Here is a 24,768-nt window from a genome sequence, read left to right as displayed (position 1 = left end):
AGGAGTTTTTATGGAATTTCATCGACAACAGCGTTTTTCCATTCGTAAATACGCAATTGGAGTCGCTTCTGTTTTGATTGGTACTTTTCTAATGGGTTCAGCCGTTTCAGCTGATACGATCGTACCAACACCCTCTGTCGTAGAGCCTTCTGTAGTGGTGCCAGAAACCGCAGTAACAGATGAGAAAACAGCAGAACCACTTTCGTCTACTAAGGACAGTACGCCCGCTTCAGTTATAGAAGATGTTGCTTCTAAGAACCTTGCTACAGCTGAGATTGAGAGTAAGGAAAAGACAAATCAGTCTCTACCTTCATCTTCAATCGATACAAGCAGTTCGACTACAAATCAAGTAAAGGCAGAGAAGGCTTCACCTTCAGTTGCGGAAGCACCAAACGAAAATGGGGTTGCTGCTCCAATTACGACCCCTATTGAACCAGTAAAGGAAAATTTAGAAGAAACAAGCCCAGTTGAGATCCTGGTTCGCTTGAAAGAAAAGGTTTCTGATGGGATTGGAGAGGTATCTCCGACTTCAAAAGAAACTCGCATTGAAAAAACCAATCAGGATCATGAACAGTTTTTGAAAGAGCTCGAAAAGCAATCCATTCAATTCAAAAAATTGTATGACTTTAATCTGCTTTTTAACGGCTTAGCTCTAGAGACGACTTATGGAGATGCTAAAAAGATTCGAGGACTAGCGCGTGTGGATGCTGTAGATTATGCTCCACTTGATCGGACCAGAGTGGCGGAAACACAGCCCGCACCTGCATCACCGACTTCAACTACGACCAAGGTCAGTGAAGAAAATAGTCTGATCAATTTACAACCACTCTGGGATAAGGGAATCAAGGGTCAAGGGCAGGTAGTTGCGATCATTGATTCCGGTGTGGACCCTGCCCATGATGTTTTCCGTCTAACAGATATCAGTAAGGCCAAGTACAAGAGTGAGGCGGAAATTGAAGAGGCTAAGAAAAAAGCGGGGATCACTTACGGTAAATGGTACAACAATAAAATCGTCTACGTTCACAACTACAGTGATATGGATGACAATGTCAAAGAAGACGATCCAATTTCACACGGAGCTCACGTAGCAGGAACTGCTGTGGGAAATGCTTCTCAACCCTCTCCAAATGGTGAAATTATCCGTGGTGTTGCTCCAGAAGCCCAACTGATGTTTCTACGTGTTTTCTCAGATACCAAGGGCGGTCAAGTTCAAAATTTCATCTACACTAAGGCGGTAGAAGATGCGGTCAAATTAGGGGCGGATTCCATCAATATGAGTTTGGGAACAGCATCAGGTTCTGTTTATGATGTTGGAGAGATCACCCGCCAGGCCTTTGATACAGCAAGAAAGGCGGGAGTAACCATTACAGTTGCCTCTACCAATATGGCGACTAATGGCTTCTGGCACAGCAAGCCACTTGCCACCACACCAGATTATGGAATGACAGGGACGCCATCCGTCAATCCAAATGTCATCTCAGTCGCGTCTATTAATAGTCTCACCAAGCATGAGTCGACAGAAGCAAGCCTGACCGTAGATGCGTTAAAAGGTTCCGTGGACTTCCCAGATGGCAAGATTCCGATGCATTCCTTTGTAGAACGCGACGCTTTTCGCACGACGATCCCTCAAAGCTATCTCCATGTGGACAAGGGAGGTCTCGACCACTACCAAGCAGATAGTATCAATGGGCACTTAGTTCTTACTGAGCGAGGCGGCGAAGTTTCGGATGTGGACAAGGTCAAAGAGCTCAAAAGAGCTGGTGCTACAGGTGTGATCTTTTACCAAACGGAGGAACAGGGAAATAATCCTGTAGGCTTTGATTTAGAAGGGCTCGGAGAACGATTCCCAGTTGGGGTTATTGGCCACGCTGCTGGACTTGTTTTGGCTCAACATGCCAATGATTACCAGCTCCATATTGCCAATAAATTCAAACGTGTGCCTTACGATGCAGCCAATCAACTATCTGACTTCTCATCTTGGGGGCTATCAGCTGATGGGGATCTCAAACCGGATGTCACTCTTCCAGGAGGAATGATCTACTCATCTGTTAATAATGGAGAATACTATATGGATAGGGGAACCAGCATGGCCTCTCCTCATGCTGCGGGAGCCACTGCACTGGTGAAACAAGCCTTGAAGGAGCGCTTCCCTCATCTTAGCCCAGAACAACTACAGGTTCTAGTCAAACAAATGACTATGAGTACAGCGATCCCTCATGTAGATGAGGAAACGCATGCCTATTCCTCTGTTCGTCAGCAAGGAGCGGGGGTCATGGACGTCACAGCAGCAGCTCTAGGAGACCTCTATGTGACAGCAAAAGATGCTAAAAGTAGCCTGACACTTGGCAATGTCACAGATACCTTTGAATTTGATGTGACCATCCACAATCTTTCCAATCAAGATAAGTCTGTCCGATATGAAACCACTCTTCAGACAGATCAAGTTCAAGATGGCAAATTCACCCTCCATCCTCGTCTATTAGAAACTTTAGACGGTAAGGAAACGGTGACTATCCCAGCCAATGGTCAGCGGACCATCCACGTAGCAGTTGATGCAAGCAAGTACAAGGAAGAGCTCAGCAAGCAAATGCCAAATGGTTATTTCTTAGAAGGTTTTGTACTGGTTAAAGATGCCAGCAGTCAAAAACATCTGGTCAGCCTCCCTTATGTTGGTTTCCATGGGGATTACCAAAATCTGCGTGGCATTGAAAAGCCTATCTACGAATATACAGGTAGCGACAAGCCGTTTTACTACTACAAGGATAAGACCGATTATCCAGATGGAAAAGTCCCAGAAACTCCAGAGCGTCATCCAGACAATCACTTTACCTCTTTGATTAGTTATGTCTATGAAAATGGAGAATCCGTAGCCAAAACTCTTGGCCAGGATGGGGATCGCTTTGACGGGGATCAACTCTACTTCTCTCCAAATAATGATTCCAGCTTTGATAGTATCAAGGTAAAAGCCGTCATGCTTCGCAATGTTGAAAATGTACACCTATCAGTCTACAAGAAGGAGGACACAACTCGTGCTAATCCAATTTACGAGGTTGGAAATGAAGTCCACCGTAAAACGGACTGGAGTTACCGGATTGGGAATCGCAGTGAAGAGTTTTATGAAATCTCTTGGGAAGGCTTGGACAAAGACGGCAAGCAATTACCAGATGGGGAATACCAATTTGTGATCACCTACCGTCCAACTGCTTCAGGTGCCAAGCAACAAGAGCTTAACTTCAAGGTTAAGATTGACAATACGGCTCCAAGTATCGAGTCTGGAAGTGCTCAGTACGATCCAGCAACACGGATTTTCCGCCCAGGTAAGGTACTTGAAACCGGTAGTGGCTTAGCAGGGACTTATCTGTCCTATGTCAAGGACGGGGAAACAGTGGCCTTGGAACCCCAAGAGGACGGTAGCTATCTTCTTCCAGAAGGGGTGGACCCTTCTACTGTTCGCTATACCATCTGGGATAAGGTCTACAATACCACTGAGATGGACATTGAAGGAAAGAAAGTAGAGGAAACGACTCCGACGAATGAAGCCGGTTCAGATGAACAACCAAGTGAGACAGAGTCTGAAAAACCGAAGGCTGAAAAGGGGACCTTAGAAGTCGTCTTCACAGATAGCAGTGGCGAAGTCATTTCTTATTATCCATCCGTCGTTCGTTACCAAGTGGTGGACGACCAAGGACGTGTAGTGGAAGGAGAGTTCAATGCTTCCTACAATGGTGGTACCTTCCCAGACTTGCCTTTTGGTACTTATACAGCCAAGATCACCCTATCTGATTACCATTATGATTGGGGAACAGAGCTGGTGAAAAAGGTGACCGTTTCACCTGAAAATCCACATCCAAAAGTAACCTTTGCTTTCCATTATTTAGATGAAAACAAATTGACCATTGGATTTGATCAGCCGGTCCCTGCAGGAACGGTTGTAAAAGTGGTAGGGAATGACGGTATCAGCCGACTTCTCCCACAAAGCATCTATGATCTTCTGCGCTTTGAGACGATGCTGATGAATGGCTCCTATCGTGTCCATGTGGATCTCCCGGCAGGCTATCGTGTTGCGGAAAATGATTTCCTTTATGAAGTGAGCAATCGGATCAACTACCATCTTCTTTCTTTGATCAAAGACGTTATCAAGCCAAATCCAGAGGTGCACAGTGGAGCGATTGTAGAACCATGGATTCAACCAGAAAATCCGACACTAGTGATAGATGAAGTGCCAAGTCGTCAATCAGTAACTCCTGTTACCCTAACTCCTCAACCTGAAACTCCAGTAACTCCAGCTCAACCAGCTGCAAGCGAAACAAAAGAAGTGGCAACAAACAAACCAGTCGCTGTCACTTATCATACAGGCGGTCAAGCTGAAGTAGTTGCTACACCAGCAACTGGTCTTCCAAAAACAGGACAAGAAGCCTTGGCTTCAACCGTCCTTAGCCTCTTTGGCATGACCTCACTAGCTTTAGCAGGATTTGTAGCCAGCAAAAAACGTGAAGGTTAACTGAGGATAGAAAGTATACAAACTGTTTTTGCATAAAAAATTAAATGATTCTGCAATAGATATCATTTACTCCTTACTGGGACTTTCCGCCGTGAGAAAAGTGCTTGAAACAATATTGTTTCAAGCACTCGGGAGTTTTGAAACCTTAGGTTCAAAACTAAGTCATGGAACTTCCTGGATTGCTGAAATCATCCACTGGATAATTTCACCTAACGTCCGTTCTCACCTAAGGAAAGTTTCTCAGAAGACTTTGACTTCAAACTAAAATGTCCGTTCTATAAAGAAACGGACGTTTTTGATCTTAGGCTGTTTTCTCCACCCAGACACTGCGGACAAAGAAGAGGCTGATCAGAGCCAGTGCTAGAAAGGCAACTCCAAGGTAATAATAGGGCTGATCCATTGTGGTAGATCGACCAGAGAGGTTGACAATCCCTCGGTAGAGGGCTCCGGCTGTGAGCGTAGCCACTCCTGAATTCCAAAGATTGAGACTCAGGCGAGAGAAGCCTTTCACCATCAACTGTAGAAGCACTAGTAGGGCGCCACCGATTAAAGGAATCAAGAAGAGGTAGTGCATGAAGGCAGAGGTTTCGCCAAAACTAAAGTGTTCATAGATGCGACTTCCAACGAAGAAGAAAGCTGAAATTAGAGAATACCAGAGAATCGTTTTTTTCAACCGTTGTTTAATAGGATTAGTAACCGATGTAGACAATGTCACTCACCGCCCTTTCTGAGATAGTACCATTTGTTGTTGGTTTGTTAATAACTTGGCCATTGAAGTAAAGGGTAGAAGATCCACCCCCGTCCAGGTTGTAGGCTGTTTTAACGCCATAAGACTTCATCACTTCTGCTAATTGGTAGAGAGATAGGCCTTCACTTTCCGAAGTCCGTCCGTCTGACACGACGATAATGTAGTGGTTTTCATCGATGATCCCAATCGCTGTCCGTGGATTTGACGCCATGGATTGACCAACCTCTGAATTGGTATCGACAGTAATTTCTCCATTTTCAACTAAGGAAGGACCGAAAGCGAGGAGATTGACGACCCCGTCTTTGACCAATTGATCCGCAGAGATCTCATCTTCATAGATAATTTTGAAGGATCCATCCTTGTAAATGGCTAGGTCACCATTGCTTGAATCTTCCCGAACGGTATCGCGGTAGACCACTCCATTTCGGATGACGTATCCTGTACTGTTAGCCCCGTAATAGTCACCATTCACTGCCAGAATAGCACTGTTGTTGGCAGCTGTGACAGAGGTCTTGGCTGTCACGTTGGTTCCGTATGTGTTTTGTGCAAAGGCTGTTTTGAGGTAGTCAGATGAGCTGACTGTGATATCTGCGATGTAAACCTGGGTATTTTCAACCGTTTTTTCTGTTAAAGTCACCTGGATATTGTCATCTGAATAGCTGGTATCGGTCGTTGTTGCCGATGCAGCTGCTTTTTTGGCTGCCTTGGTGTCCGTAGTCGTAGCTTTTACGGTTTTGATGGCATCGGATAAGACAAAGGTCTTGAGCATAGAGTAGCTAAAACTGCTGGTCAAAAGAAGGCCAAAGCAGGCCAAAGCAGGCAGCATAGGTGTAAGATTTTTTAAAGAATTTCATGGTGGGGAGCAGTCCTTTCTTTGAAGATCACTTTTTTCTGGATCACCCATGAGACCAGAAAGAGGAGGAAGCCGACGACAATCTTACTGATCAGGAGATTGAGCCCGAAAGCAGTATAGAAGAGTCGAATCAAGAGCGTATCGAGAATAAAGAGGCCGAGGGCTAGACCAAAGTAACCACTTCCAGTTTTAGCGACGCTGTCTTTGTTCTTAAAGACTAGGTGCTTATTGGTCGAGTAGTTAAAGATGGAACTCGTCACACGAGCGATCCCATTCGCTAGGAGAATGCGAAGACTAATGGGCACGGCCATCATCACGAAAAGGAAGAAAGCGTAGACCAGATAGTCAACGATAAAACTACTCAGAGAGGAGAGGGCAAACTTAAACATGTCCTTGTAGATCATGAGGCCGTCTCGAATAGGTCGGAAGTGGGAGCCTTCGTTGTCATTGATATAGACCGTCTCAATGGGAACTTCCACGATGGGGAAGGACTTGCTTGCTGCGAGAAGCACATTCATTTCATATTCATAGCGCTGTCCTTCAACCTCGAGCATGAAAGGCAAGAGATTCGTAGTAAAAGCCCGTAAGCCCGTTTGGGTATCGCTGACCGCCACTCCGGTTTGTTGCTTAAACAAGAAGCGGGTCAATTTATTCCCGAAGGCAGAACGCAAAGGAACTTTTCCAGAGAAGGCGCGGGCTCCTAGAATAAGTGTTCCAGGATGCTCTTGAGATTGGTTAACAACCCTGAAAATATCCCAAATTTTGTGCTGACCGTCTGCATCAGCTGTAACAATGCTTCCATAGGTGCCTCTTTCTAGGATGTAGGCATAAGCAGTCTTGAGTGCTTGTCCTTTTCCTTGGTTGTGCTCATGAGTCAGAACTGTCGCAAGACCCTCTAATTTGTCAAAGATCACTTTCTTGTCAGCGTCACTCCCATCGTCGATGACGATGATGTGGAGATCGCTCTTAGCGTGAACCAAGCGAACCAGTTTGACAAGATTCAGATCCGGTTGATAGGCGGGGATGATAAGATAATTCATAATCGTTCCTCGTTTCTTGAGATTTGTTGTGGCTAGTATAAAGACTCAAGCTTAAAGCTAACTGATATCAGTTTTCTTTAAGGAAAGGAGAGGAAGAGTGGGAATAGTTTCTTCCATAAAATGTCATTTTTTAGGACATTTCTTTCTTTTTTCTCGAAGGGGACGTCCAGAATCATTTTTTAAATCCTAAAGATAATTCTTGCCTTTGTTCGCAAAGTCTGGTATAATAGTTTCTTGTGAGTAAACCTCACTTACCCCTTGCAAAGACAGGGGGTCATTAGTCCAAAAGGAGGAACATTATCAATGGCTAAATACGAAATTCTTTATATTATTCGTCCAAACATTGAAGAAGAAGCTAAAAACGCTTTGGTAGCACGTTTCGATTCTATCTTGACTGACAACGGTGCAACTGTTGTTGAATCAAAAGATTGGGAAAAACGTCGTCTTGCATACGAAATCCAAGATTTCCGTGAAGGACTTTACCACATCGTAAACGTTGAAGCGAATGACGCTGTAGCTCTTAACGAGTTCGACCGTCTTTCAAAAATCAACGGTGACATTCTTCGTCACATGATCGTAAAAGTTGACGCGTAAGAAATCATCCGAGGTGACTTATGATTAACAATGTTGTACTTGTCGGTCGTATGACCCGTGATGCTGAACTTCGCTACACTCCAAGCAATCAAGCAGTTGCTACTTTCAGCCTAGCTGTCAACCGCAACTTCAAGAGTCAAAATGGAGAGCGCGAAGCCGATTTCATCAACTGTGTGATCTGGCGTCAGCAAGCAGAAAACTTAGCCAACTGGGCTAAGAAAGGTGCTTTGATTGGGATTACCGGTCGCATTCAAACACGTAATTACGAAAACCAGCAAGGTCAACGTGTTTATGTCACTGAAGTCGTAGCAGACAGCTTCCAACTATTGGAAAGCCGTGCAGCACGCGAAGGGCATGCAGGTGGTGGTTATTCATCAGGTAATGGTGGTTTTGCTGGAAATGCAACCCCAAGCTTTGGTGGATCTGAACCAAGCAATGCAGCGCCAAACTTTGGTCGTGAAGAAAATCCATTTGGAGCTAATCCAATGGATATCTCAGACGACGATCTTCCATTCTAAGAATGGGTTTAACGAATTAAAACTATAAAGGAGAATTAAACATGGCTCAACAACGTCGTGGCGGATTCAAACGCCGTAAAAAAGTTGATTACATCGCAGCAAACAAAATCGAATATGTCGATTACAAAGATACTGAGCTTCTTAGCCGTTTCGTTTCAGAACGTGGGAAAATCCTTCCTCGTCGTGTAACTGGAACTTCAGCGAAGAACCAACGTAAAGTAACAACAGCTATCAAACGCGCTCGCGTAATGGCTTTGATGCCTTTCGTAAACGAAGATTAAAGAAAAGACCCTTACGGGTCTTTTTTTCAGGTCCGGGGGACCTCTTTTTCAGACCCTTTTGGATCTTTTTTGCGAGCATAGAAATGTGATAGTGAGTTAGGTCCGTGTGAAGCTCTTTGACCTTTCCCAAGCTCTAATTATGCTATAATGATGAAGAGAAAGGTATCAAGGAGCGCAACATGAAGGAAGGTGTAATCATCAGGAGGATGATAAAGGCAGATATTGAGCACATCTCTAAAGCCTTTATCCACCAAGGGTGGCCAGGTAGAGAGGATATCTTGACTAGCTATTTTCAGGAACAGGAGAATAGAGAGAGGGACGTATTAGTAGCTGAGTCGGATGGATTTGTGGCAGGTTATATCACTATATTGCCTGTTGCCAAGCACGGCCCTTTCGTGGGAGTCTATCCTGAACTATCTGATTTTAATGTTTTTGAGCCGTTTAGAAATCGAGGAATTGGGAATCAACTTTTAGAAGAGGCGGAAAAGAGAGTCCGGCTACTATCAGAGATTGTTACTTTAGGGGTTGGTTTACACTCAGGTTATGGACCTGCTCAGAGATTGTATGTCAAACGGGGCTATATCCCAGACGGATCTGGAGTTTGGTTTAGGGATCAGCCCTTGGACCCTTACAGTTCTTGTGAAAACAATGATGACTTAGTCCTCTATTTTTCAAAAAGATTGAACAGGGGAATACAGTAAAACAAAAACGGATGAAAACTTCATCCGTTTCTTTTTAGCGTCGAGTTGCAGGTGCTGTGCTCGAGCTTTTAATATTAAAGCGTTTCTTGAGGTAGAAGCGAAGGACAAGTGCTAAAGCTCCTAAAACGATGGCAAGGACATCTGGAATAGTTGGGTTGAGAACCTGTGGGAGTAAAGAAGTAAAGGACAAGACAATGACCCAAAGGAACATGACTCCAACAAGAATCGGCATGGATTTCCAAAGAGAAGGACGTTCGCTACGATCTTTGGTACCATCCATATACTGATAGAAGAAGTAGTACATAAGGTACAAGAGCAAAGCCCCTGTCAAACTTCCAAGGATCAAGGTGATCAAACCATAGCCAGTACGACGCGGTGCGACCAAGTTCATAAAGGCGCTAATCGCAGCAAAGACTCCAAAGATAAAGAGGAAGGAATCCAAAATCATGAGAGAGGGAGCATCGTTTAATTTCGGATGCTCTTTTTCATAGCGTTCTTTCTCGCTGAAAGAGTTCGCCCATACAGTTGGAGCTCCAAAAAGGGTCCGTGCCGGAATTCCTTTTCCTTGGTTTTCATGGATAGCTGGAAGAATTTCTTGGATGAGGCTTTCTGCTTCTTCCTCTGTCTTTCCGTTTTCAAGCAATTGGTGTTTGGCGATCCGGATAAATTCTTGGTTTTTCTTGCTTAGTTGATTCAAATCAAATTGAGACATAAATACTCCTTAGTGTTATTAGTAGGTGTTAGAACCATTTTTTATGGATGAGGTAGACGACAAGAGACCCAGTCAGGGCAAAGGCGATGAAAATAATCAGCCAGAAGGCATGGGGTTCGCCATTGAGCGGAAGCTCATTGTCCTTGAAGTTCATCCCGTAGGCCGAAAAGATCATGGTCGGAATGGACATGACAATGGTGACGAGGGCCAGGGTCTTCATGATGTTGTTCTGGTTGTTGGAGATGATCGATGCGAAGGTATCGGTCATGGAGTGCAGGATATTTCCATAAATATCTGCCATCTCGATGGCCTGCTGGGTTTCGATCAAGGTATCTTCCAACAGATCCTCGTCTTCTAGGTATTTCTTGATGTTACTAGTAGCACTTGTCAATTTCTTGATCACGCGCTCATTGGTTTTCAGAGAGGCCTTAAAGTAGACGATGGTTTTTTCCAACTCCATCAACTCAATCAACTCTTCATTACGCGTTGATTTGTGCAATTGGCTTTCAATCTGTTCGCTTTTGCGATCCAAGGTACGAAGCGCAGACAAGTAGAGTTCAGCGTTGCGATAGAGGATCTGAAAGATAAAGCGCGACCGCATAAAGGTATAGAAATTCCGCAAGCGTCGGTTGATAAAGATATCGAGAAGCGGCAATTTCTCTAAGCAAGTCGTGATAATAGCCTCTTCTGTCAGGATAATCCCTAGCGGAATCGTCACGTAGTAGGTCTGATTGTTCCGCTCTTCCTTGATGGGAACGTCGACGATGATCAAGGTATACTCATCTTCGATGGTCATACGGGACATTTCTTCCGCATCGAGTGGTGCCCGTAAGTCTGCAATATCGATATTAAAAGCAGAGGCGATTTCCATCGATTCACTTTGAGAAGGGTTAACAAGGTTGATCCAGCTACCGGGTTCCAGCGTCTCTATTTCCTTAAATTCAGTCGTTGTCGATAAAAAGACCTGTTTCATGGTGCCTCCCCTTGTTTTTTTACACCTTAACATTATATCAGAAAAAGGACGGTTTTGGATAAAAGAATACTAAAAAATTTGTTATAATGGAGGTTAACAAAAAGGTGATTAGAGTAAGAACATGCAAGATAAAATTGTCATTCATGGGGCACGCGCCCATAATTTAAAAAATATAGACGTGGAAATTCCACGGGACAAATTGGTAGTGGTGACGGGTTTGTCTGGTTCTGGAAAGTCCAGTCTGGCCTTTGATACCCTCTATGCAGAAGGTCAGCGCCGCTATGTGGAGAGCTTATCAGCCTATGCCCGGCAGTTCTTAGGAAATATGGAAAAACCAGATGTGGACTCCATTGACGGCTTGAGTCCAGCTATTTCCATCGACCAAAAAACGACCAGTAAAAACCCCCGTTCTACAGTAGGGACGGCAACAGAGATCAATGACTACTTGCGCTTGCTCTATGCACGTGTAGGGACGCCTTATTGTATCAATGGGCATGGAGCGATTACAGCTTCTTCGGTTGAGCAAATTGTCGATCAAGTCTTAGAATTACCAGAGCGCCAGCGCCTGCAAATTCTAGCTCCCATTATCCGCAAGAAAAAAGGCCAGCACAAGAATATCATTGAAAAGGTGCAAAAAGACGGCTATGTCCGGGTGAGGGTCGATGGTGAGATCTATGATGTGACAGAGGTTCCAGAACTATCTAAAAGCAAGCAGCACACGATTGAAGTGGTGGTGGACCGAATCGTGATCAAAGAGGGCATTCGCTCGCGGCTCTTTGATTCGATTGAAGCAGCCCTTCGGATTGCGGATGGTTATGTGGTGATTGATACCATGGATGGCAAGGAGCTACTCTTTTCTGAGCATTATGCTTGTCCAGTCTGTGGCTTTACCGTTCCTGAATTAGAGCCCCGCCTCTTTTCTTTCAATGCGCCTTTCGGATCTTGTCCAGACTGTGATGGGCTGGGCATTAAGCTAGAGGTGGACTTGGATTTGGTGGTGCCAGATGATCGCTTAACCCTTCGCGAAGGAGCACTCGCTCCTTGGAATCCGATCTCTTCCAACTACTATCCACAGATGTTGGAGCAGGCTATGATCCATTTTGGCGTTGATATGGACCGACCTTTTTCCGATCTTTCTCAAGAAGAAAAGGACTTGGTCCTCTATGGTTCAAACGGGAAGGAATTCCACTTCCACTATGAAAATGAGTTTGGTGGAGTTCGGGATATCGAAATTCCTTTTGAAGGGGTCGTAAACAACATTCACCGTCGTTTCCGTGAGACCAATAGTGATTTCACTCGCAATCAAATGCGCTCTTATATGAACGAATTGACCTGTGCGACCTGCCATGGCTACCGCCTCAATGACCAGGCTCTTTCTGTTCGTGTCGGCGGGGAGAAGGGGATGCATATCGGGGAAGTGTCAGATCTATCGATTGCGGACCACTTAAAAGCCGTAGATCAGTTGATCTTAACAGACAATGAAGCTACGATTGCAAGACCGATCCTAAAAGAGATCAAGGATCGCTTGACCTTCTTAAACAATGTGGGGCTCAATTACTTGACCTTGTCACGATCTGCTGGGACCTTATCAGGTGGAGAAAGCCAGCGCATTCGCTTGGCAACCCAGATCGGTTCCAACCTCTCTGGTGTCCTTTACATCTTGGATGAGCCGTCTATCGGCCTCCACCAAAGGGACAATGACCGCCTGATCGCCAGTCTCAAGAAGATGCGCGATTTAGGCAACACCTTGATCGTCGTCGAACATGATGAAGATACCATGAGAGAGGCAGACTACCTGATCGACGTCGGCCCAGGTGCCGGTGTCTTTGGGGGAGAGATCGTTGCAGCAGGAACTCCAAAGCAGGTAGCACGCAACAGCAAATCCATCACTGGCCAGTATTTGTCCGGCAAGCGCAAGATTCCGGTTCCGACAGAGCGCCGTTCGGGGAATGGTCGCTATATTGAAATTACGGGGGCCAGTGAGAATAACTTACAAGACATCACAGCACGCTTTCCTCTAGGAAAATTCATCGCAGTCACTGGAGTTTCCGGTTCTGGAAAATCGACCTTGATCAATGGCATCTTGAAAAAAGCCATTGCTCAAAAGCTCAACCGCAATTCGGAAAAACCAGGGAAATACAAGACGATTCAGGGGATTGAGCATATCGATCGCTTGATCGACATTGATCAAAGCCCGATTGGTCGGACTCCTCGTTCCAATCCAGCGACCTATACAGGTGTCTTCGATGACATTCGCGATCTCTTTGCTCAGACCAATGAAGCCAAAATTCGGGGCTATAAAAAAGGCCGCTTTAGTTTCAATGTTAAGGGCGGGCGTTGTGAAGCCTGCTCAGGAGATGGGATCATCAAGATTGAAATGCACTTCTTGCCGGATGTCTTTGTTCCTTGTGAAGTCTGCCATGGACGTCGTTACAATAGTGAGACATTAGAAGTCCACTACAAGGAAAAAAATATTGCAGAAGTGCTGGATATGACGGTCAATAAGGCAGTTGAATTCTTCAAACACATTCCAAAAATTGAACGCAAACTCAAGACCATCCAAGATGTGGGCTTAGGCTATGTAACGCTGGGGCAACCAGCGACCACCCTTTCAGGTGGGGAAGCGCAGCGGATGAAGTTGGCTTCTGAATTGCACAAGCGCTCTACAGGAAAATCCTTCTATATCTTGGATGAACCAACGACCGGACTCCATACCGAAGATATTTCTCGCTTGATCAAAGTCTTAGAGCGGTTTGTGGATGATGGCAATACAGTCCTTGTGATTGAGCACAATTTGGATGTCATTAAGACAGCAGACCATATCATCGATTTAGGACCAGAAGGTGGTGTCGGTGGCGGAACCATTATTGCGACCGGAACACCAGAAGAAGTAGCAGCAAATCCTGCTAGCTACACAGGACAATATTTGAAAGGAAAATTACAATGAATCAACGGATCAGCAACTTAAGAAACAAAATGAAAGCCCAAAACCTCAAAGCGGTATTGATTAACAATTTGAAAAATGTTTATTATTTGACCAATTTCTGGGGTTCAAACGGGACCGCTTTGGTGACAGAAGAACGCGTGGTCCTCTTTACAGATTCGCGCTACACCATCCATGCCCATGCGACTTGTTTCCCCTTTGTAGAGATTGTGGAAACCCGCGATGAGTTGACTGCAGCTGCAGAGATCGTTAAGGACCTTGGCATCAAAGAACTTGGTTTTGAGGACGAAGTGACGGTAGCCTACCATGCCCGTATGGCTTCTGTTTTCAGTGGCATTAGCCTTCAATCTCTAGCGAACTTTGTAATGGAATTGCGCTTGATTAAAGATGAAACGGAGATTGCGGCCATTAAAAAAGCTTGTAGCATCTCTGACCAAGCCTTCCATGATATTTTAGACTATATTAAGGTAGGGAAAACGACAGAGTTGGAAGCAGCGACTTTCCTCGATTTTAGAATGCGGGAGTTGGGAGCTTCTGGTGTATCTTTCGATATTATTTCAGCAGCTGGTGAACGCTCTGCCATGCCTCACGCGACTCCAAGTGATCGGGTCATTTCAGCAGGAGATGCCTTGACCCTTGATTTTGGTTGCTTGTATGATCACTATGTCAGTGATATGACACGGACTATCTATGCAGGACATGTCAGCGACAAGGAAAGAGAAATTTACGAAACCGTTTTGAAAGCCAATCAAGCCTTGATTGCTGCGGCTAAAGATGGACTTGGCTTCCGTGATTTTGATAAAATCCCACGTGATGTGATCGAGGCAGCCGGCTATGGTCAATACTTCACGCATGGAATCGGTCATGGAATTGGGCTAGATATCCACGAAGAGCCATACTTCAGCCAAACTTCTAAAGAAGCGATTCAAGCAGGGATGGTCTTGACAGATGAGCCAGGGATTTATATCGAAGGCCTCTCTGGTGTGCGGATCGAAGATGACCTCTTGATCACAGAAACTGGCTGTGAAGTCTTGACTCTTGCTCCTAAAGAATTGATTGTCCTATAAAATAGACAGTATTTTCTTAACCCCTGTGTAACAAACAAAGATAAGAAAAGAGGCCTATGAAAAAACGAAGTGTAATAGTTGGAATTCTTCTAGTAGTCCTGCTATTTGTATTTGCTCCTTCTGCCCATGCTGGTGTTGGTAATACAGATAGTGGTGGCAGTAGCTTGATTGATTCAGGTGGTGGTAGCAGTTGGTCCGATAGTGGCAGTAGCTGGTCCGATGGCGGAAGTAGTTGGTCTGGTGGCAGCAGCTGGTCTGGTGGATCCAGTAGCTACAGTTCTAGTTCTGGAACAGACTCTGGTGGTGTAGTGGCAGTTTTTGCTATCGTTGGATTGATTGGATTTATCTATAATATTGCAAAAGAGGCTAATGATAGTGATGAATCATTCTCTTCAAATAGTGGTCCAAAACGGACAACCGAAGAACGGGCTGGTCGACCAATTGAGAACAACTATGAAGCGATTCGCCGTATCCGTAAATTGGATCCAATGTTTGATGAAGACCGCTTCTTGTCGCAAGTCAAGCTGGTTTATCTTCAATTGCAGTCTGCCTGGACAGAAAAAGATTGGAATTCTGTGCGGAACTTAGAAAGTACCAGTCTTTATGAGCAACACTTGACGCAGTTGCAAGAGCATATTCGCGCCAAAACAACCAATGTTCTAGAGCGCGTGCGTGTGGAAGATTCGAAGATCAAAGACTTTATCGAAAATCCAGAAGGCAATGACCGCATTGAAGTTATTCTGTCTTCGACGATGAGAGATTACATCCGAAATGATGAAACGGGTCGTGTGATCGAAGGGGATCCAACCAAAGATCTCTTTACCGTTTACCGCATGGTCTTCCTCCGTGAACATGGAGCTCAGACAGAGATCATTAAGAATTCAGAAGTCGTTAGTGATCACTGTCCGAACTGTGGTGCGCCACTGACGATCGATTCAATCGACAAGTGTGAATATTGCCAAGCATCCTTGAAGCACAATCCAAAAGATTGGGTCTTGGATGTCTACGAAGTTGTGGATGAAATTGAATTCTACAGATAGGAGAATGTATGGGATTTATTAAAGCAGCCCTTTCAGCGGGCATTTCAAGTTTTCAAGATAGTAAATTTAAGGAAGCCATTACCCTGCCAGAAGCTGTTCCAGCAACAGCTTTGGCCATTAAGGGACAGCTCTTAACCAAAGATCCAGATGGGCGCTCTCGTCAGAGTAACCAAAATACGGGCCTATTGACAGATGGTTCTGTCGTCATCGTTCCCCAAGGCTATGTTGCTCTCTTGGTCAATAATGGAACTTTTCTAGGAGACCTTCTAGAAGCAGGGAGCCACGAATGGCAAGCCGGTGAAAATGCCTGGTTGTTTGAAAAGGGTGGTGTGAAAGGAACGTGGGATCAGTTCAAGAATCGTTTCTCCTTTGGAGCCCAAGTGGTCACCCAACAAGAAATTATTTTTGTGCGGATGCAACCTTTTACAGGAAATAAATTTGGCACTCAAAATCCAGTCGAGTATTTTAGCGACCGTTACCAACAACTTCTTAGTATTCGTTTTTATGGTCTTTATGATGTTAAAGTGGCAGATCCTGTACTCTTTTACATCAGTGCAGTCAGTCGTCAAATCACTGCAGATAAGCCATTTACCTTGGAAGATGTGGCTCAGGGAACCTTGCGCCAAAATCTGGCTCCAAAAATTGCAGTGGCCATTTCAAAATATACAGCAGAAAATAAAGCGGATATTTACAATATCAATGCAGACCAAGACGTCTTCAATGAAGTTGCAAAACGCGAAGTCAACAAGACTTGGACAGAATTATATGGTATCGAATTAACCAATGTCCTCATCGAAGATTTGAGCTACGATGCAGACAGTATGGCCAAGGTCAATAAACTGGACAGTGAATTGGCAGCGATGAAGTACAATACCATTGAAATCGAAGAACGTCGTGCTCGCAATGAAGCCTTGGTCGCAGCTGCTAAAAATGAAGGTGGCAATGGCATGAACATGATTATGGGGATGAACTTGGGTCAGGCCCTTGGCAATGACCTTCAAAAACAAGCCTCTCCAGCGCAAGACAAGCCTCATACCTTCTACATCGAAGTAGATGGCAAATATGTCCATGTCACCAAAGATGCTGATGGCAACATTGTGCCTGTGGACCAATAAGGAATAGAGAAGATGGAGTTGGAAATATAGATATTTTAAGGGCTCGTTCCTGCAATCTCTCTCCGCCTTCTAGCCTTCCTAAAAAGAGAAAATTGCTGTTTGAGAAAAATCAAATAGTGTGTTACAATAAAGAGTAATCTATTTTTAAAAAAGAGGTAATAAAACATGATCGAAGCAAGTAAATTGAAAGCTGGTATGACTTTTGAAACAGCTGACGGAAAATTGATCCGCGTTTTGGAAGCTAGCCACCACAAACCAGGTAAAGGAAACACTATCATGCGTATGAAATTGCGTGATGTCCGTACTGGTTCAACATTTGATACAAGCTACCGTCCAGAAGAAAAATTTGAACAAGCGATTATCGAAACTGTTCCAGCTCAATACTTGTACAAAATGGATGATACAGCCTACTTCATGAACACTGAAACATATGACCAATATGAAATTCCAGTTGTGAACGTAGAACAAGAATTGCTTTACATCCTTGAAAACTCAGAAGTAAAAATTCAATTCTACGGAAGCGAAGTCATCGGTGTAACCGTTCCTACAACTGTTGAATTGACTGTTGCAGAAACTCAACCATCTATCAAAGGTGCTACAGTGACTGGTTCTGGTAAACCTGCTACAATGGAAACTGGTTTGGTCGTAAACGTTCCTGACTTCATCGAAGCTGGACAAAAATTGGTCATTAACACTACTGAAGGAACTTACGTTTCTCGTGCATAAGAGACATCTCAGGGTGTCAAATAGAAAGGAACTTCTATGGCAACTGAACAATTTGGTGACATCGTTATTGCACCACGTGTATTAGAAAAAATTATTGCGATTGCGACAGCAAAAGTAGAGGGTGTCTATTCGCTTGAAAACAAGAGTGTTTCAGATAGCTTATCCAAACGCTCCCTTGGACGTGGCGTCTACCTTCATACAGAAGAAGATGGTCAAGTTTCAGTAGACATCTATCTCTATTTAGAATACGGAGTGGCTGTACCATCTGTCGCTGTAGCCATTCAAAAAGCGGTCAAGTCTGCAGTTTATGATATGGCAGATGTAACCTTGGATGCTGTCAACATTCACGTTGTCGGTATCGCAACGGAAAAATCTCCAAAACCGGACTTGAAAGACTTGTTTAATGAGGACTTCCTCAATGACTGATGAAATTTTATTAGAATCACGTCGAGATTTGCGTGAGCGCGCCTTCCAAGCCTTGATGGCCTTGGAATACGATGGAGACATTGTTGAAGCTTGTCGCTTTGCTTATCTACATGACAAGGACCTAGCAGAAGACAAAGAAGTCGATCTTCCTGCCTTTCTCATGAATCTCGTGACGGGTGTCTATCAGTCAAAAGATCAACTAGACCAACAAATCGGTCAACATTTGAAAACCGGCTGGACTGTTGAGCGCTTGACCTTGGTAGAGAAAAACATCCTTCGTTTGGGAATTTATGAAATGACAGAGTTTGATACACCACAGATCGTCGCAGTCAATGAAGCGGTGGAATTGGCCAAGGCCTTTTCGGATGAAACCTCTTCACGATTTGTCAATGGTGTCCTCAGTCAATTTGTGACAGAAGAATAAGTAAAAAGGGAGTGGGAAAGAACTCCAACTAGTTAAAAGAGTTCGTTTTTCCACCCCCGCACAGTTGATTAGGTCATCTTTGGAGCTTAAAAGGCGAACAAAGATGCCAATCAACCACTGCGTCATACAGTTATTTCTATTAAATATAAAATAAATATAAAAGGCTAGACAATTTTTGCCCAGCCTTTTTTTGACGAATAATAACCCCTACAGTATAGAACTGTAGGGGTTGTTTTAGACACTTTTTCCAGAGTGGAGACTAACGGGCAAGAAATAACCGGTAGTCGCTACTTTTTTTCCTTCGATCTTTTGGAGTAAAAGATCCACCATGAGGATAGCAATGTCTTCGAGGGGTTGTTGGATGGTTGTCAGTTCAGGTGTATAGGTCTCAATGAACTGGGTTCCATCATAACCAATCACTTTCAAATCCTGGGGAATCTGAATATCTAATTCTCTAGCGACTTTCATGATCAAGATCGCCGTCAAATCATCGGAGGCGAAAATGGCATCTGGTTTGTGGTGGGTTAAAATCTGTTTGATTTCCATTTCTTTGCGAATAGGGGAGAAATCACTGGAAACATTAATGATCATGGACTCAGGTAGAACCGATGCAAACCCCGCATGACGCAAGCCTGTTGGGGAGTTGGAGTTGTCATTCCCTGTGATCATGATAATATTTCGGGCTCCGGTTTTTACTAAAGTTTCTGCTGCAAGCACCCCGCCAGCGTAGTTGTCTGAAGAGACAACCGGAATTTCTGGGGAGAGGTTGCGGTCAAAAGCAATGATAGGAGCAGTTACCCGGTTGTAATCTTCAATGCCCAAATTATGACTTCCTGAAATGATGCCATCTACCTGGTTAGCCTCCAACATCTCAATATATTCGCGCTCTTTTTCGGAGTCGTGTTCACTATTGCAGATGATGGTTTTATAGCCGTGTTTGAAGAGTTGGTGCTCTAGTTTGTCGATTAATTCAGCATAGAAAACATTGCTGATGTTGGGAAAGATCAAGCCGACTAACTTGGCTGATTTTCCTTGGAGGCTACGAGCAACATTGTTAGGTTTATAGCCCAATTCTCGCATGGCTTCTTGGACTTTTTGGATCGTTTTTTCAGACAGGTATCCTTTTTTATTGATGACCCGTGAGACAGTAGTAGGGCTGACACCGGCGAGTTTGGCGACATCAGTTAGCTTTGCGACCATAATCAAGTTCGTAGTAAGTTCCAGTAGGGGTTCCAGACTTGATCAAGATTCCATTTTGATCTGCATGTGGGTAGACCCGACCAGAAAATACTTTTTCTCCTTTATTGATAAAGATTTCAAATATCGAATTGTCAATAAAAATATTAGCGGTTGTCGCTTGGTTAGCGATTGTGCAGCTACGGCTCGTACCGAAATCTTGGGCATATTGCTCACCAGCCTGGCTACGATCGACTGTGACCAATCCTTTAGCCAGATCAAATGTGAGAACTAAGCCCTTTCCTTCTGCATCGGCAAAGAGGACGATTTCGTTCTGGCTATCCTTTTCAAACTGCAATTCCAATTCATAGCAGTTCTTGGTTTGTGCCTTGTTGGCAAATTCCTCACTCTCAGCGCGCAAGTCTTTGATGGCTTCAACTGGGTATTGGTAGAGCTTGCCATCTTTGATGGTTAATTCTTTGACCAGTGAGAGAGCTCCTTGGTAGTCATAGGAATCCGTTGGATAAGAAACGTCTGGAAGACCTAGCCAGCTAACAGTATAGGCACGTCCATCGGGAGCATTAAATCCTTGAGTCGCATAGGCTTCAAAACCATAGTCGAGATTATGCAATTCAGATACATCAACCATTTTGGCCTTTTCTGGGTCAAAGCTTGCCCCAATCTTGTACATATTTGGATAGATATTGTCATAATCAAGAACGGCTTTATCTAAGCCTTGAGGGCAGTATAGGAGAACGGGTTGGTCTCCTACAAAGACTAGGTTGGGACATTCCATCATATAAGCTGTCCGATCGTTTGCAAAATCCAAGTCACCGACTGTAACCCAGTTGGAATAGTCGTTATCTACAGCCTTATAGAGACGGATGAATCCTTTCTTCTCAAGGTTTTGACCACCAACGATAGCGTAGAATTGACCTTTGAAATTAAAAATCTGTGGGTCACGAAAGTGATCCGTAGAGTCAGCCGGTTGATTAATCAAGATTTTGTCAATTTTTTCAATCTTGCCGTCTTTATCCATCAAAGCACCTACTTGGTAAGGATGACGAACCCATTCTGCATCACGAACATTTCCGGTGTAGAATAAGAATAGTTTGTCACCAAACTGCATGGCTGATCCGGAATAAGCTCCATGGCTATCCAGATCTGTGTCTGGAAGAAGCGTTACACCAGTTTCTTTGAAATGAACCAAGTCTTCACTTTCTGTTTGTACCCATGATTTTAACCCATGGGCTGCACCAAATGGGAAATTTTGGTAAAACAAGATCCATTTTCCATCAAAGTAGGAAAAACCGTTAGGATCATTTAAGAGACCAGCTTTTGGCTCAACATGATAGTGTGTATGCCAAGGAGATTTGGCCATATGATCTTGGATGGCTTGCTTTTCCTCTTTTGTCCAGTCTTCGTAACGTCTGTAACGACGTTCAGTTGTCCATTCCATTTTATTCCTCCGAATTTTTTCTTACTTCCATAGTACCGATTTCCTATTAAAAATGCAAGCGATAAATGAAAAAAATGGCAAAAAATGTCAAACGATTGACAGCTATTTTGCAGCCTGAAGAAAAGAGGAGAAGTTGAAAATTTATGAAAATATGAAAGAAAATGAAAATAAAAGTCTGATTTAAAGTGCTAAAAAGCGTAGTACAGGCCTGTTTTAAAATGAAAATAGTTTCATACTGTCAAAAGGTGTCAAAAAGTCCAAAAAAGTTTCAAAAAAATCCTGCAAAACGCTTGACATATTTTCAATACGTGGTACAATTAAAAACGTAGAAACGATTTAACCGTTTACATTACAAAAAATAAGGAGATTTTTGCAAAATGTCAAATACAGAAATTGCAAAGCAGGTCATCGATGCAATCGGTGGGGTTGAGAACGTTAGCAGTGTTGCTCACTGTGCGACTCGTCTTCGCGTGATGGTAAAAGATGAATCAAAAATCAACAAAGATGTTGTTGAGAACATTGAAAAAGTACAAGGTGCTTTCTTTAACTCAGGTCAATACCAAATCATCTTTGGTACTGGTACTGTAAACAAGATCTATGATGAAGTAGTAGCTCTTGGCTTACCAACATCATCAAAAGATGAAATGAAAGCAGAAGCCGCTAAACAAGGAAACTGGTTCCAACGCGCGATCCGTACCTTTGGAGACGTTTTTGTTCCAATTCTACCAGCAATTGTTGCGACTGGATTGTTTATGGGGATTCGTGGTGCCATTGCTCAAGACCAGGTTTTGGCTTTGTTTGGTACAACAGCAGACGCATTTAAATCTACTGATTTTTATACATATTCAACAATTTTAACTGATACCGCGTTTGCCTTCTTCCCAGCCTTGATTTCATGGTCTGCGTTCCGAGTATTCGGAGGAAATCCTGTTCTTGGGATTGTAATTGGTTTGATGATGGTTAGTCCGACACTTCCAAATGCGTGGGTTGTAGCGGAAGATCCTTCTAAAGCAGCAACATACTTTGGTATCTTCCATCATGTGGTTGGATTCCAGAACTCAGTTCTTCCCGCTTTCTTCGTTGGTCTAATTGGTGCGAAACTTGAAAAGTGGCTCCATAAGAAAATTCCAGATGTCTTAGATTTGTTATTGGTTCCATTATTCACATTGACAATCATGTCATTCCTCGCTTTGTTTATTATTGGTCCATTCTTCCACAGTATCGAAGAATATGTACTAAATGTAACTAAGTTTATTTTGAATTTACCATTTGGTCTTGCAGGTCTTCTTATTGGTGGCGTTCATCAGTTGATTGTCGTTACCGGCGTCCATCATATCTTTAATCTTCTTGAATCACAATTAATTACTGCAGATAAAAAAGATCCATTTAATGCAATCATTACAGCAGCTATGACTGCGCAAGCTGGTGCTACTTTAGCAGTGGCAGTAAAATCTAAATCTCAAAAAGTGAAAGCTTTAGCATTCCCAGCAACTATTTCTGCTTTGCTAGGTATTACTGAGCCTGCAATCTTCGGGGTGAACTTGCGTTATGTGAAACCATTCGTTATTGCTTTGGGAGCAGGTGCTGTAGGTGGTTGGATTGCATCTATGTTAAATCTGGCTGGTACAGGATTTGGTATTACAATTATTCCAGGTACACTTCTCTATCTAAATGGTCAATTATTGAAATATGTATTTATGGTTGTATTTACAACTGCACTAAGTTTCGGTTTGACTTATATGTTTGGTTATGAAGATGAAGCTTCATCAGTTCCTGCAGAGGACAAAGAAGCTGGTGCAATTATTGAAGAAGAAACAACTGGAGTTATTCCAGCATCTCTTCAAGACGAAACCATCATCTCTCCTATCGTTGGTAGTGCTGTAGCACTTGCTGATGTGAATGATCCTGTCTTCTCAAGTGGAGCGATGGGACAAGGAATTGCCATCAAACCAACTGAAGGCGTTGTCTATGCACCAGCAGATGCTGAAGTAACTATTGCTTTCGCAACTGGTCATGCTTACGGTTTGAAGACAGCTAATGGTGCTGAAATCTTGATCCACGTTGGTATTGATACAGTATCAATGAACGGTGAAGGATTTGATCAAAAAGTAGCTCAAGGCGATAAAGTCAAAGCTGGTGATGTCCTTGGTACATTTGATGCAGCGAAAATTGCCGCAGCTGGTCTTGAAGACACAACTATGGTGATCGTCACTAACACGGCTGACTTTGCTTCTGTCACACCTGTTGCAACTGGATCTGTTGCGAAGGGTGATGCGATCATCGAAGTCAAAGCTTAATCGAAATAATAAGTTCTCAAGGACTGGTCTATCATCTCCAGTCCTTGAATTTTATTTCTCAAAAAAAGGTGTGTTTTTTCTTTAGAGAAGAGAAAAAGATTGACTACAAAATATGCTATAATAAATACAGGATATTTTTCATAATAAAAAAGGAGCCAACATGACAAAATTATATGGAAGTTTGGAAGCTGGCGGTACAAAATTTGTTTGTGCGGTTGGTGATGAAAACTATAATGTTGTGGAAAAAGTACAATTTCCAACAACCAAGCCAATTGAGACGATTGATAAGTGTATTGAATTTTTCTCAAAATTTGAGGATTTAGTTGGGCTTGCGATTGGTTCATTTGGACCAATTGATATCGATCCAAATTCAAACACTTATGGTTTCATCACAACGACTCCAAAACCGAATTGGGCCAATGTAGATATCGTTGGGGCTTTCCGTCGTGCCTTGAATGTACCTATCTATTTCACGACAGATGTGAATAGCTCTGCCTATGGCGAAGTGGTCGCACGCAATAATGCGGGTGGCCATATCGAAAACTTGGTTTACTATACAATCGGAACAGGAATCGGAGCTGGTGTCATCCAACGTGGCGAGTTTATCGGGGGAGCTGGGCACCCAGAAATGGGGCACTACTATGTGGCCCAACACCCAATGGATGTGGAAAAAGAATTCAAGGGTGTTTGTCCTTTCCACAATGGCTGTTTGGAAGGCCTTGCGGCTGGTCCTAGTCTGGAAGCTCGTACAGGTATTCGTGGGGAAAACATTGAACTCAACAGCAATGTATGGGATATTCAAGCCTACTACATCGCACAAGCAGCAGTGAATGCGACAGTTACCTTCCGCCCAGACGTCATTGTCTTTGGAGGAGGAGTAATGGCTCAACAACATATGTTAGATCGTGTTCGCACGAAATTTACTGCCCTCTTGAACGGTTACCTCCCTGTACCTGATGTGAGAGATTATATTGTGACACCTGCAGTTGCTGGCAATGGTTCAGCGACCTTGGGGAACTTTGTCCTTGCAAAAGAAGTGAGCGAGAAACTTAAAAAATAAGCAGCAATTGTCTCTTAGAGGTTAGAAACAAGAGCGAGGAGGCTGGGACAAAAGTCCTAGCCTCTCAATTATTTTTGGATTGTCGAGCAAGACGCAGTGGTTGAGTGGGCTCT

The 24,768-nt window shown here is 43.7% G+C and carries 20 protein-coding genes and 1 pseudogene; 14 read left to right on the top strand and 7 right to left on the bottom strand.

Annotated features, from left to right (window positions below; all coding sequences use genetic code 11):
- Positions 1-10 precede the first annotated feature (10 nt).
- Complete coding sequence (locus NFR56_RS08460; protein ID WP_251458571.1) at positions 11-4,501, top strand: SGO_0316/SGO_0317 family LPXTG-anchored serine peptidase; 4,491 nt, start codon at positions 11-13, stop codon at positions 4,499-4,501.
- Positions 4,502-4,802: 301 nt separating this feature from the next.
- Here NFR56_RS08460 and NFR56_RS08455 read toward each other — a convergent pair whose 3' ends face one another.
- From NFR56_RS08455 to NFR56_RS08445, 3 genes and pseudogenes are all read right to left on the bottom strand, one after another.
- Entirely contained in the window at positions 4,803-5,210 is a 408-nt protein-coding gene (locus NFR56_RS08455) for a hypothetical protein (protein ID WP_251458568.1), read from the bottom strand.
- A pseudogene (locus NFR56_RS08450) lies at positions 5,191-6,103 on the bottom strand (phosphodiester glycosidase family protein). Before NFR56_RS08450 ends, NFR56_RS08455 begins: the two are co-directional and overlap by 20 nt.
- The gene (locus tag NFR56_RS08445; protein WP_251458565.1) at positions 6,090-7,142 is read right to left on the bottom strand and encodes a bifunctional glycosyltransferase family 2/GtrA family protein; all 1,053 of its coding nucleotides are present in this window, start codon (positions 7,140-7,142) and stop codon (positions 6,090-6,092) included. The pseudogene NFR56_RS08450 and the gene NFR56_RS08445 overlap by 14 nt, the downstream one beginning before the upstream one ends.
- Positions 7,143-7,445: 303 nt before the next feature.
- Here NFR56_RS08445 and rpsF point away from each other — a divergent pair, with 303 nt between their 5' ends.
- The 4 genes from rpsF to NFR56_RS08425 all read left to right on the top strand — a co-directional run bounded on the left by rpsF (position 7,446) and on the right by NFR56_RS08425 (position 9,236).
- Positions 7,446-7,736, top strand: coding sequence for a 30S ribosomal protein S6 (rpsF, locus tag NFR56_RS08440; RefSeq protein WP_003005040.1), 291 nt, complete (start codon positions 7,446-7,448; stop codon positions 7,734-7,736).
- Between the two features lie 20 nt (positions 7,737-7,756).
- A complete protein-coding gene (locus tag NFR56_RS08435; RefSeq protein ID WP_003008622.1) occupies positions 7,757-8,254 on the top strand; it encodes a single-stranded DNA-binding protein in 498 nt (165 codons plus the stop codon).
- 41 nt (positions 8,255-8,295) lie between these two features.
- Entirely contained in the window at positions 8,296-8,535 is a 240-nt protein-coding gene (gene rpsR / locus NFR56_RS08430; protein WP_000068664.1) for a 30S ribosomal protein S18, read from the top strand.
- Positions 8,536-8,714: 179 nt separating this feature from the next.
- Positions 8,715-9,236, top strand: a complete 522-nt coding sequence (locus NFR56_RS08425; protein WP_049486246.1) for a GNAT family N-acetyltransferase — start codon at positions 8,715-8,717, stop codon at positions 9,234-9,236.
- Positions 9,237-9,270: 34 nt separating this feature from the next.
- Here the strand turns inward: NFR56_RS08425 and NFR56_RS08420 are convergent, their stop codons facing one another.
- Together NFR56_RS08420 and NFR56_RS08415 are read right to left on the bottom strand one after the other, a co-directional pair.
- Positions 9,271-9,948, bottom strand: coding sequence for a DUF1129 domain-containing protein (locus NFR56_RS08420; RefSeq protein ID WP_013904094.1), 678 nt, complete (start codon positions 9,946-9,948; stop codon positions 9,271-9,273).
- A gap of 28 nt (positions 9,949-9,976) precedes the next feature.
- Entirely contained in the window at positions 9,977-10,921 is a 945-nt protein-coding gene (locus tag NFR56_RS08415) for a magnesium transporter CorA family protein (RefSeq protein ID WP_003005422.1), read from the bottom strand.
- Between the two features lie 121 nt (positions 10,922-11,042).
- Here NFR56_RS08415 and uvrA point away from each other — a divergent pair, with 121 nt between their 5' ends.
- The 7 genes from uvrA (at position 11,043) to nusB (ending at position 18,663) form a co-directional block, all read left to right on the top strand.
- Positions 11,043-13,868 carry an excinuclease ABC subunit UvrA gene (gene uvrA / locus NFR56_RS08410; RefSeq protein ID WP_118227868.1) on the top strand — a complete coding sequence of 942 codons (2,826 nt, stop codon included), beginning with the start codon at positions 11,043-11,045 and terminating at the stop codon, positions 13,866-13,868.
- Positions 13,865-14,932, top strand: a complete 1,068-nt coding sequence (locus NFR56_RS08405; protein WP_049471837.1) for a M24 family metallopeptidase — start codon at positions 13,865-13,867, stop codon at positions 14,930-14,932. Before uvrA ends, NFR56_RS08405 begins: the two co-directional genes overlap by 4 nt.
- A 56-nt stretch (positions 14,933-14,988) precedes the next feature.
- Complete coding sequence (locus tag NFR56_RS08400) at positions 14,989-15,972, top strand: TIM44-like domain-containing protein (protein ID WP_003008610.1); 984 nt, start codon at positions 14,989-14,991, stop codon at positions 15,970-15,972.
- An 8-nt stretch (positions 15,973-15,980) separates the two neighbouring features.
- Positions 15,981-17,087, top strand: coding sequence for an SPFH domain-containing protein (locus NFR56_RS08395; RefSeq protein ID WP_118227869.1), 1,107 nt, complete (start codon positions 15,981-15,983; stop codon positions 17,085-17,087).
- A gap of 165 nt (positions 17,088-17,252) precedes the next feature.
- Positions 17,253-17,813 carry an elongation factor P gene (gene efp, locus NFR56_RS08390; protein WP_003005479.1) on the top strand — a complete coding sequence of 187 codons (561 nt, stop codon included), beginning with the start codon at positions 17,253-17,255 and terminating at the stop codon, positions 17,811-17,813.
- Positions 17,814-17,849: 36 nt separating this feature from the next.
- Complete coding sequence (locus tag NFR56_RS08385; RefSeq protein WP_003005404.1) at positions 17,850-18,239, top strand: Asp23/Gls24 family envelope stress response protein; 390 nt, start codon at positions 17,850-17,852, stop codon at positions 18,237-18,239.
- Complete coding sequence (nusB, locus tag NFR56_RS08380; RefSeq protein WP_003008602.1) at positions 18,232-18,663, top strand: transcription antitermination factor NusB; 432 nt, start codon at positions 18,232-18,234, stop codon at positions 18,661-18,663. The genes NFR56_RS08385 and nusB overlap by 8 nt, the downstream gene beginning before the upstream one ends.
- Positions 18,664-18,897: 234 nt before the next feature.
- Here the strand turns inward: nusB and NFR56_RS08375 are convergent, their stop codons facing one another.
- Both NFR56_RS08375 and NFR56_RS08370 read right to left on the bottom strand, forming a co-directional pair.
- Positions 18,898-19,863, bottom strand: coding sequence for a LacI family DNA-binding transcriptional regulator (locus NFR56_RS08375; protein ID WP_049471835.1), 966 nt, complete (start codon positions 19,861-19,863; stop codon positions 18,898-18,900).
- The gene (locus NFR56_RS08370) at positions 19,844-21,298 is read right to left on the bottom strand and encodes a sucrose-6-phosphate hydrolase (protein ID WP_134974208.1); all 1,455 of its coding nucleotides are present in this window, start codon (positions 21,296-21,298) and stop codon (positions 19,844-19,846) included. Before NFR56_RS08370 ends, NFR56_RS08375 begins: the two co-directional genes overlap by 20 nt.
- 377 nt (positions 21,299-21,675) lie before the next feature.
- Here NFR56_RS08370 and NFR56_RS08365 point away from each other — a divergent pair, with 377 nt between their 5' ends.
- Positions 21,676-23,595, top strand: coding sequence for a sucrose-specific PTS transporter subunit IIBC (locus NFR56_RS08365; RefSeq protein ID WP_134974209.1), 1,920 nt, complete (start codon positions 21,676-21,678; stop codon positions 23,593-23,595).
- Between the two features lie 160 nt (positions 23,596-23,755).
- Entirely contained in the window at positions 23,756-24,655 is a 900-nt protein-coding gene (gene scrK / locus NFR56_RS08360; RefSeq protein ID WP_118396571.1) for a fructokinase ScrK, read from the top strand.
- The last annotated feature ends 113 nt before the right edge of the window (positions 24,656-24,768 follow it).

Origin of the sequence: Streptococcus caecimuris (assembly GCF_943193075.1) — a bacterium.
GTDB lineage: Bacteria > Bacillota > Bacilli > Lactobacillales > Streptococcaceae > Streptococcus > Streptococcus caecimuris.
Note: the sequence above shows the minus strand (reverse complement) of the source record. Positions and strands in the feature narration are given on the sequence as shown.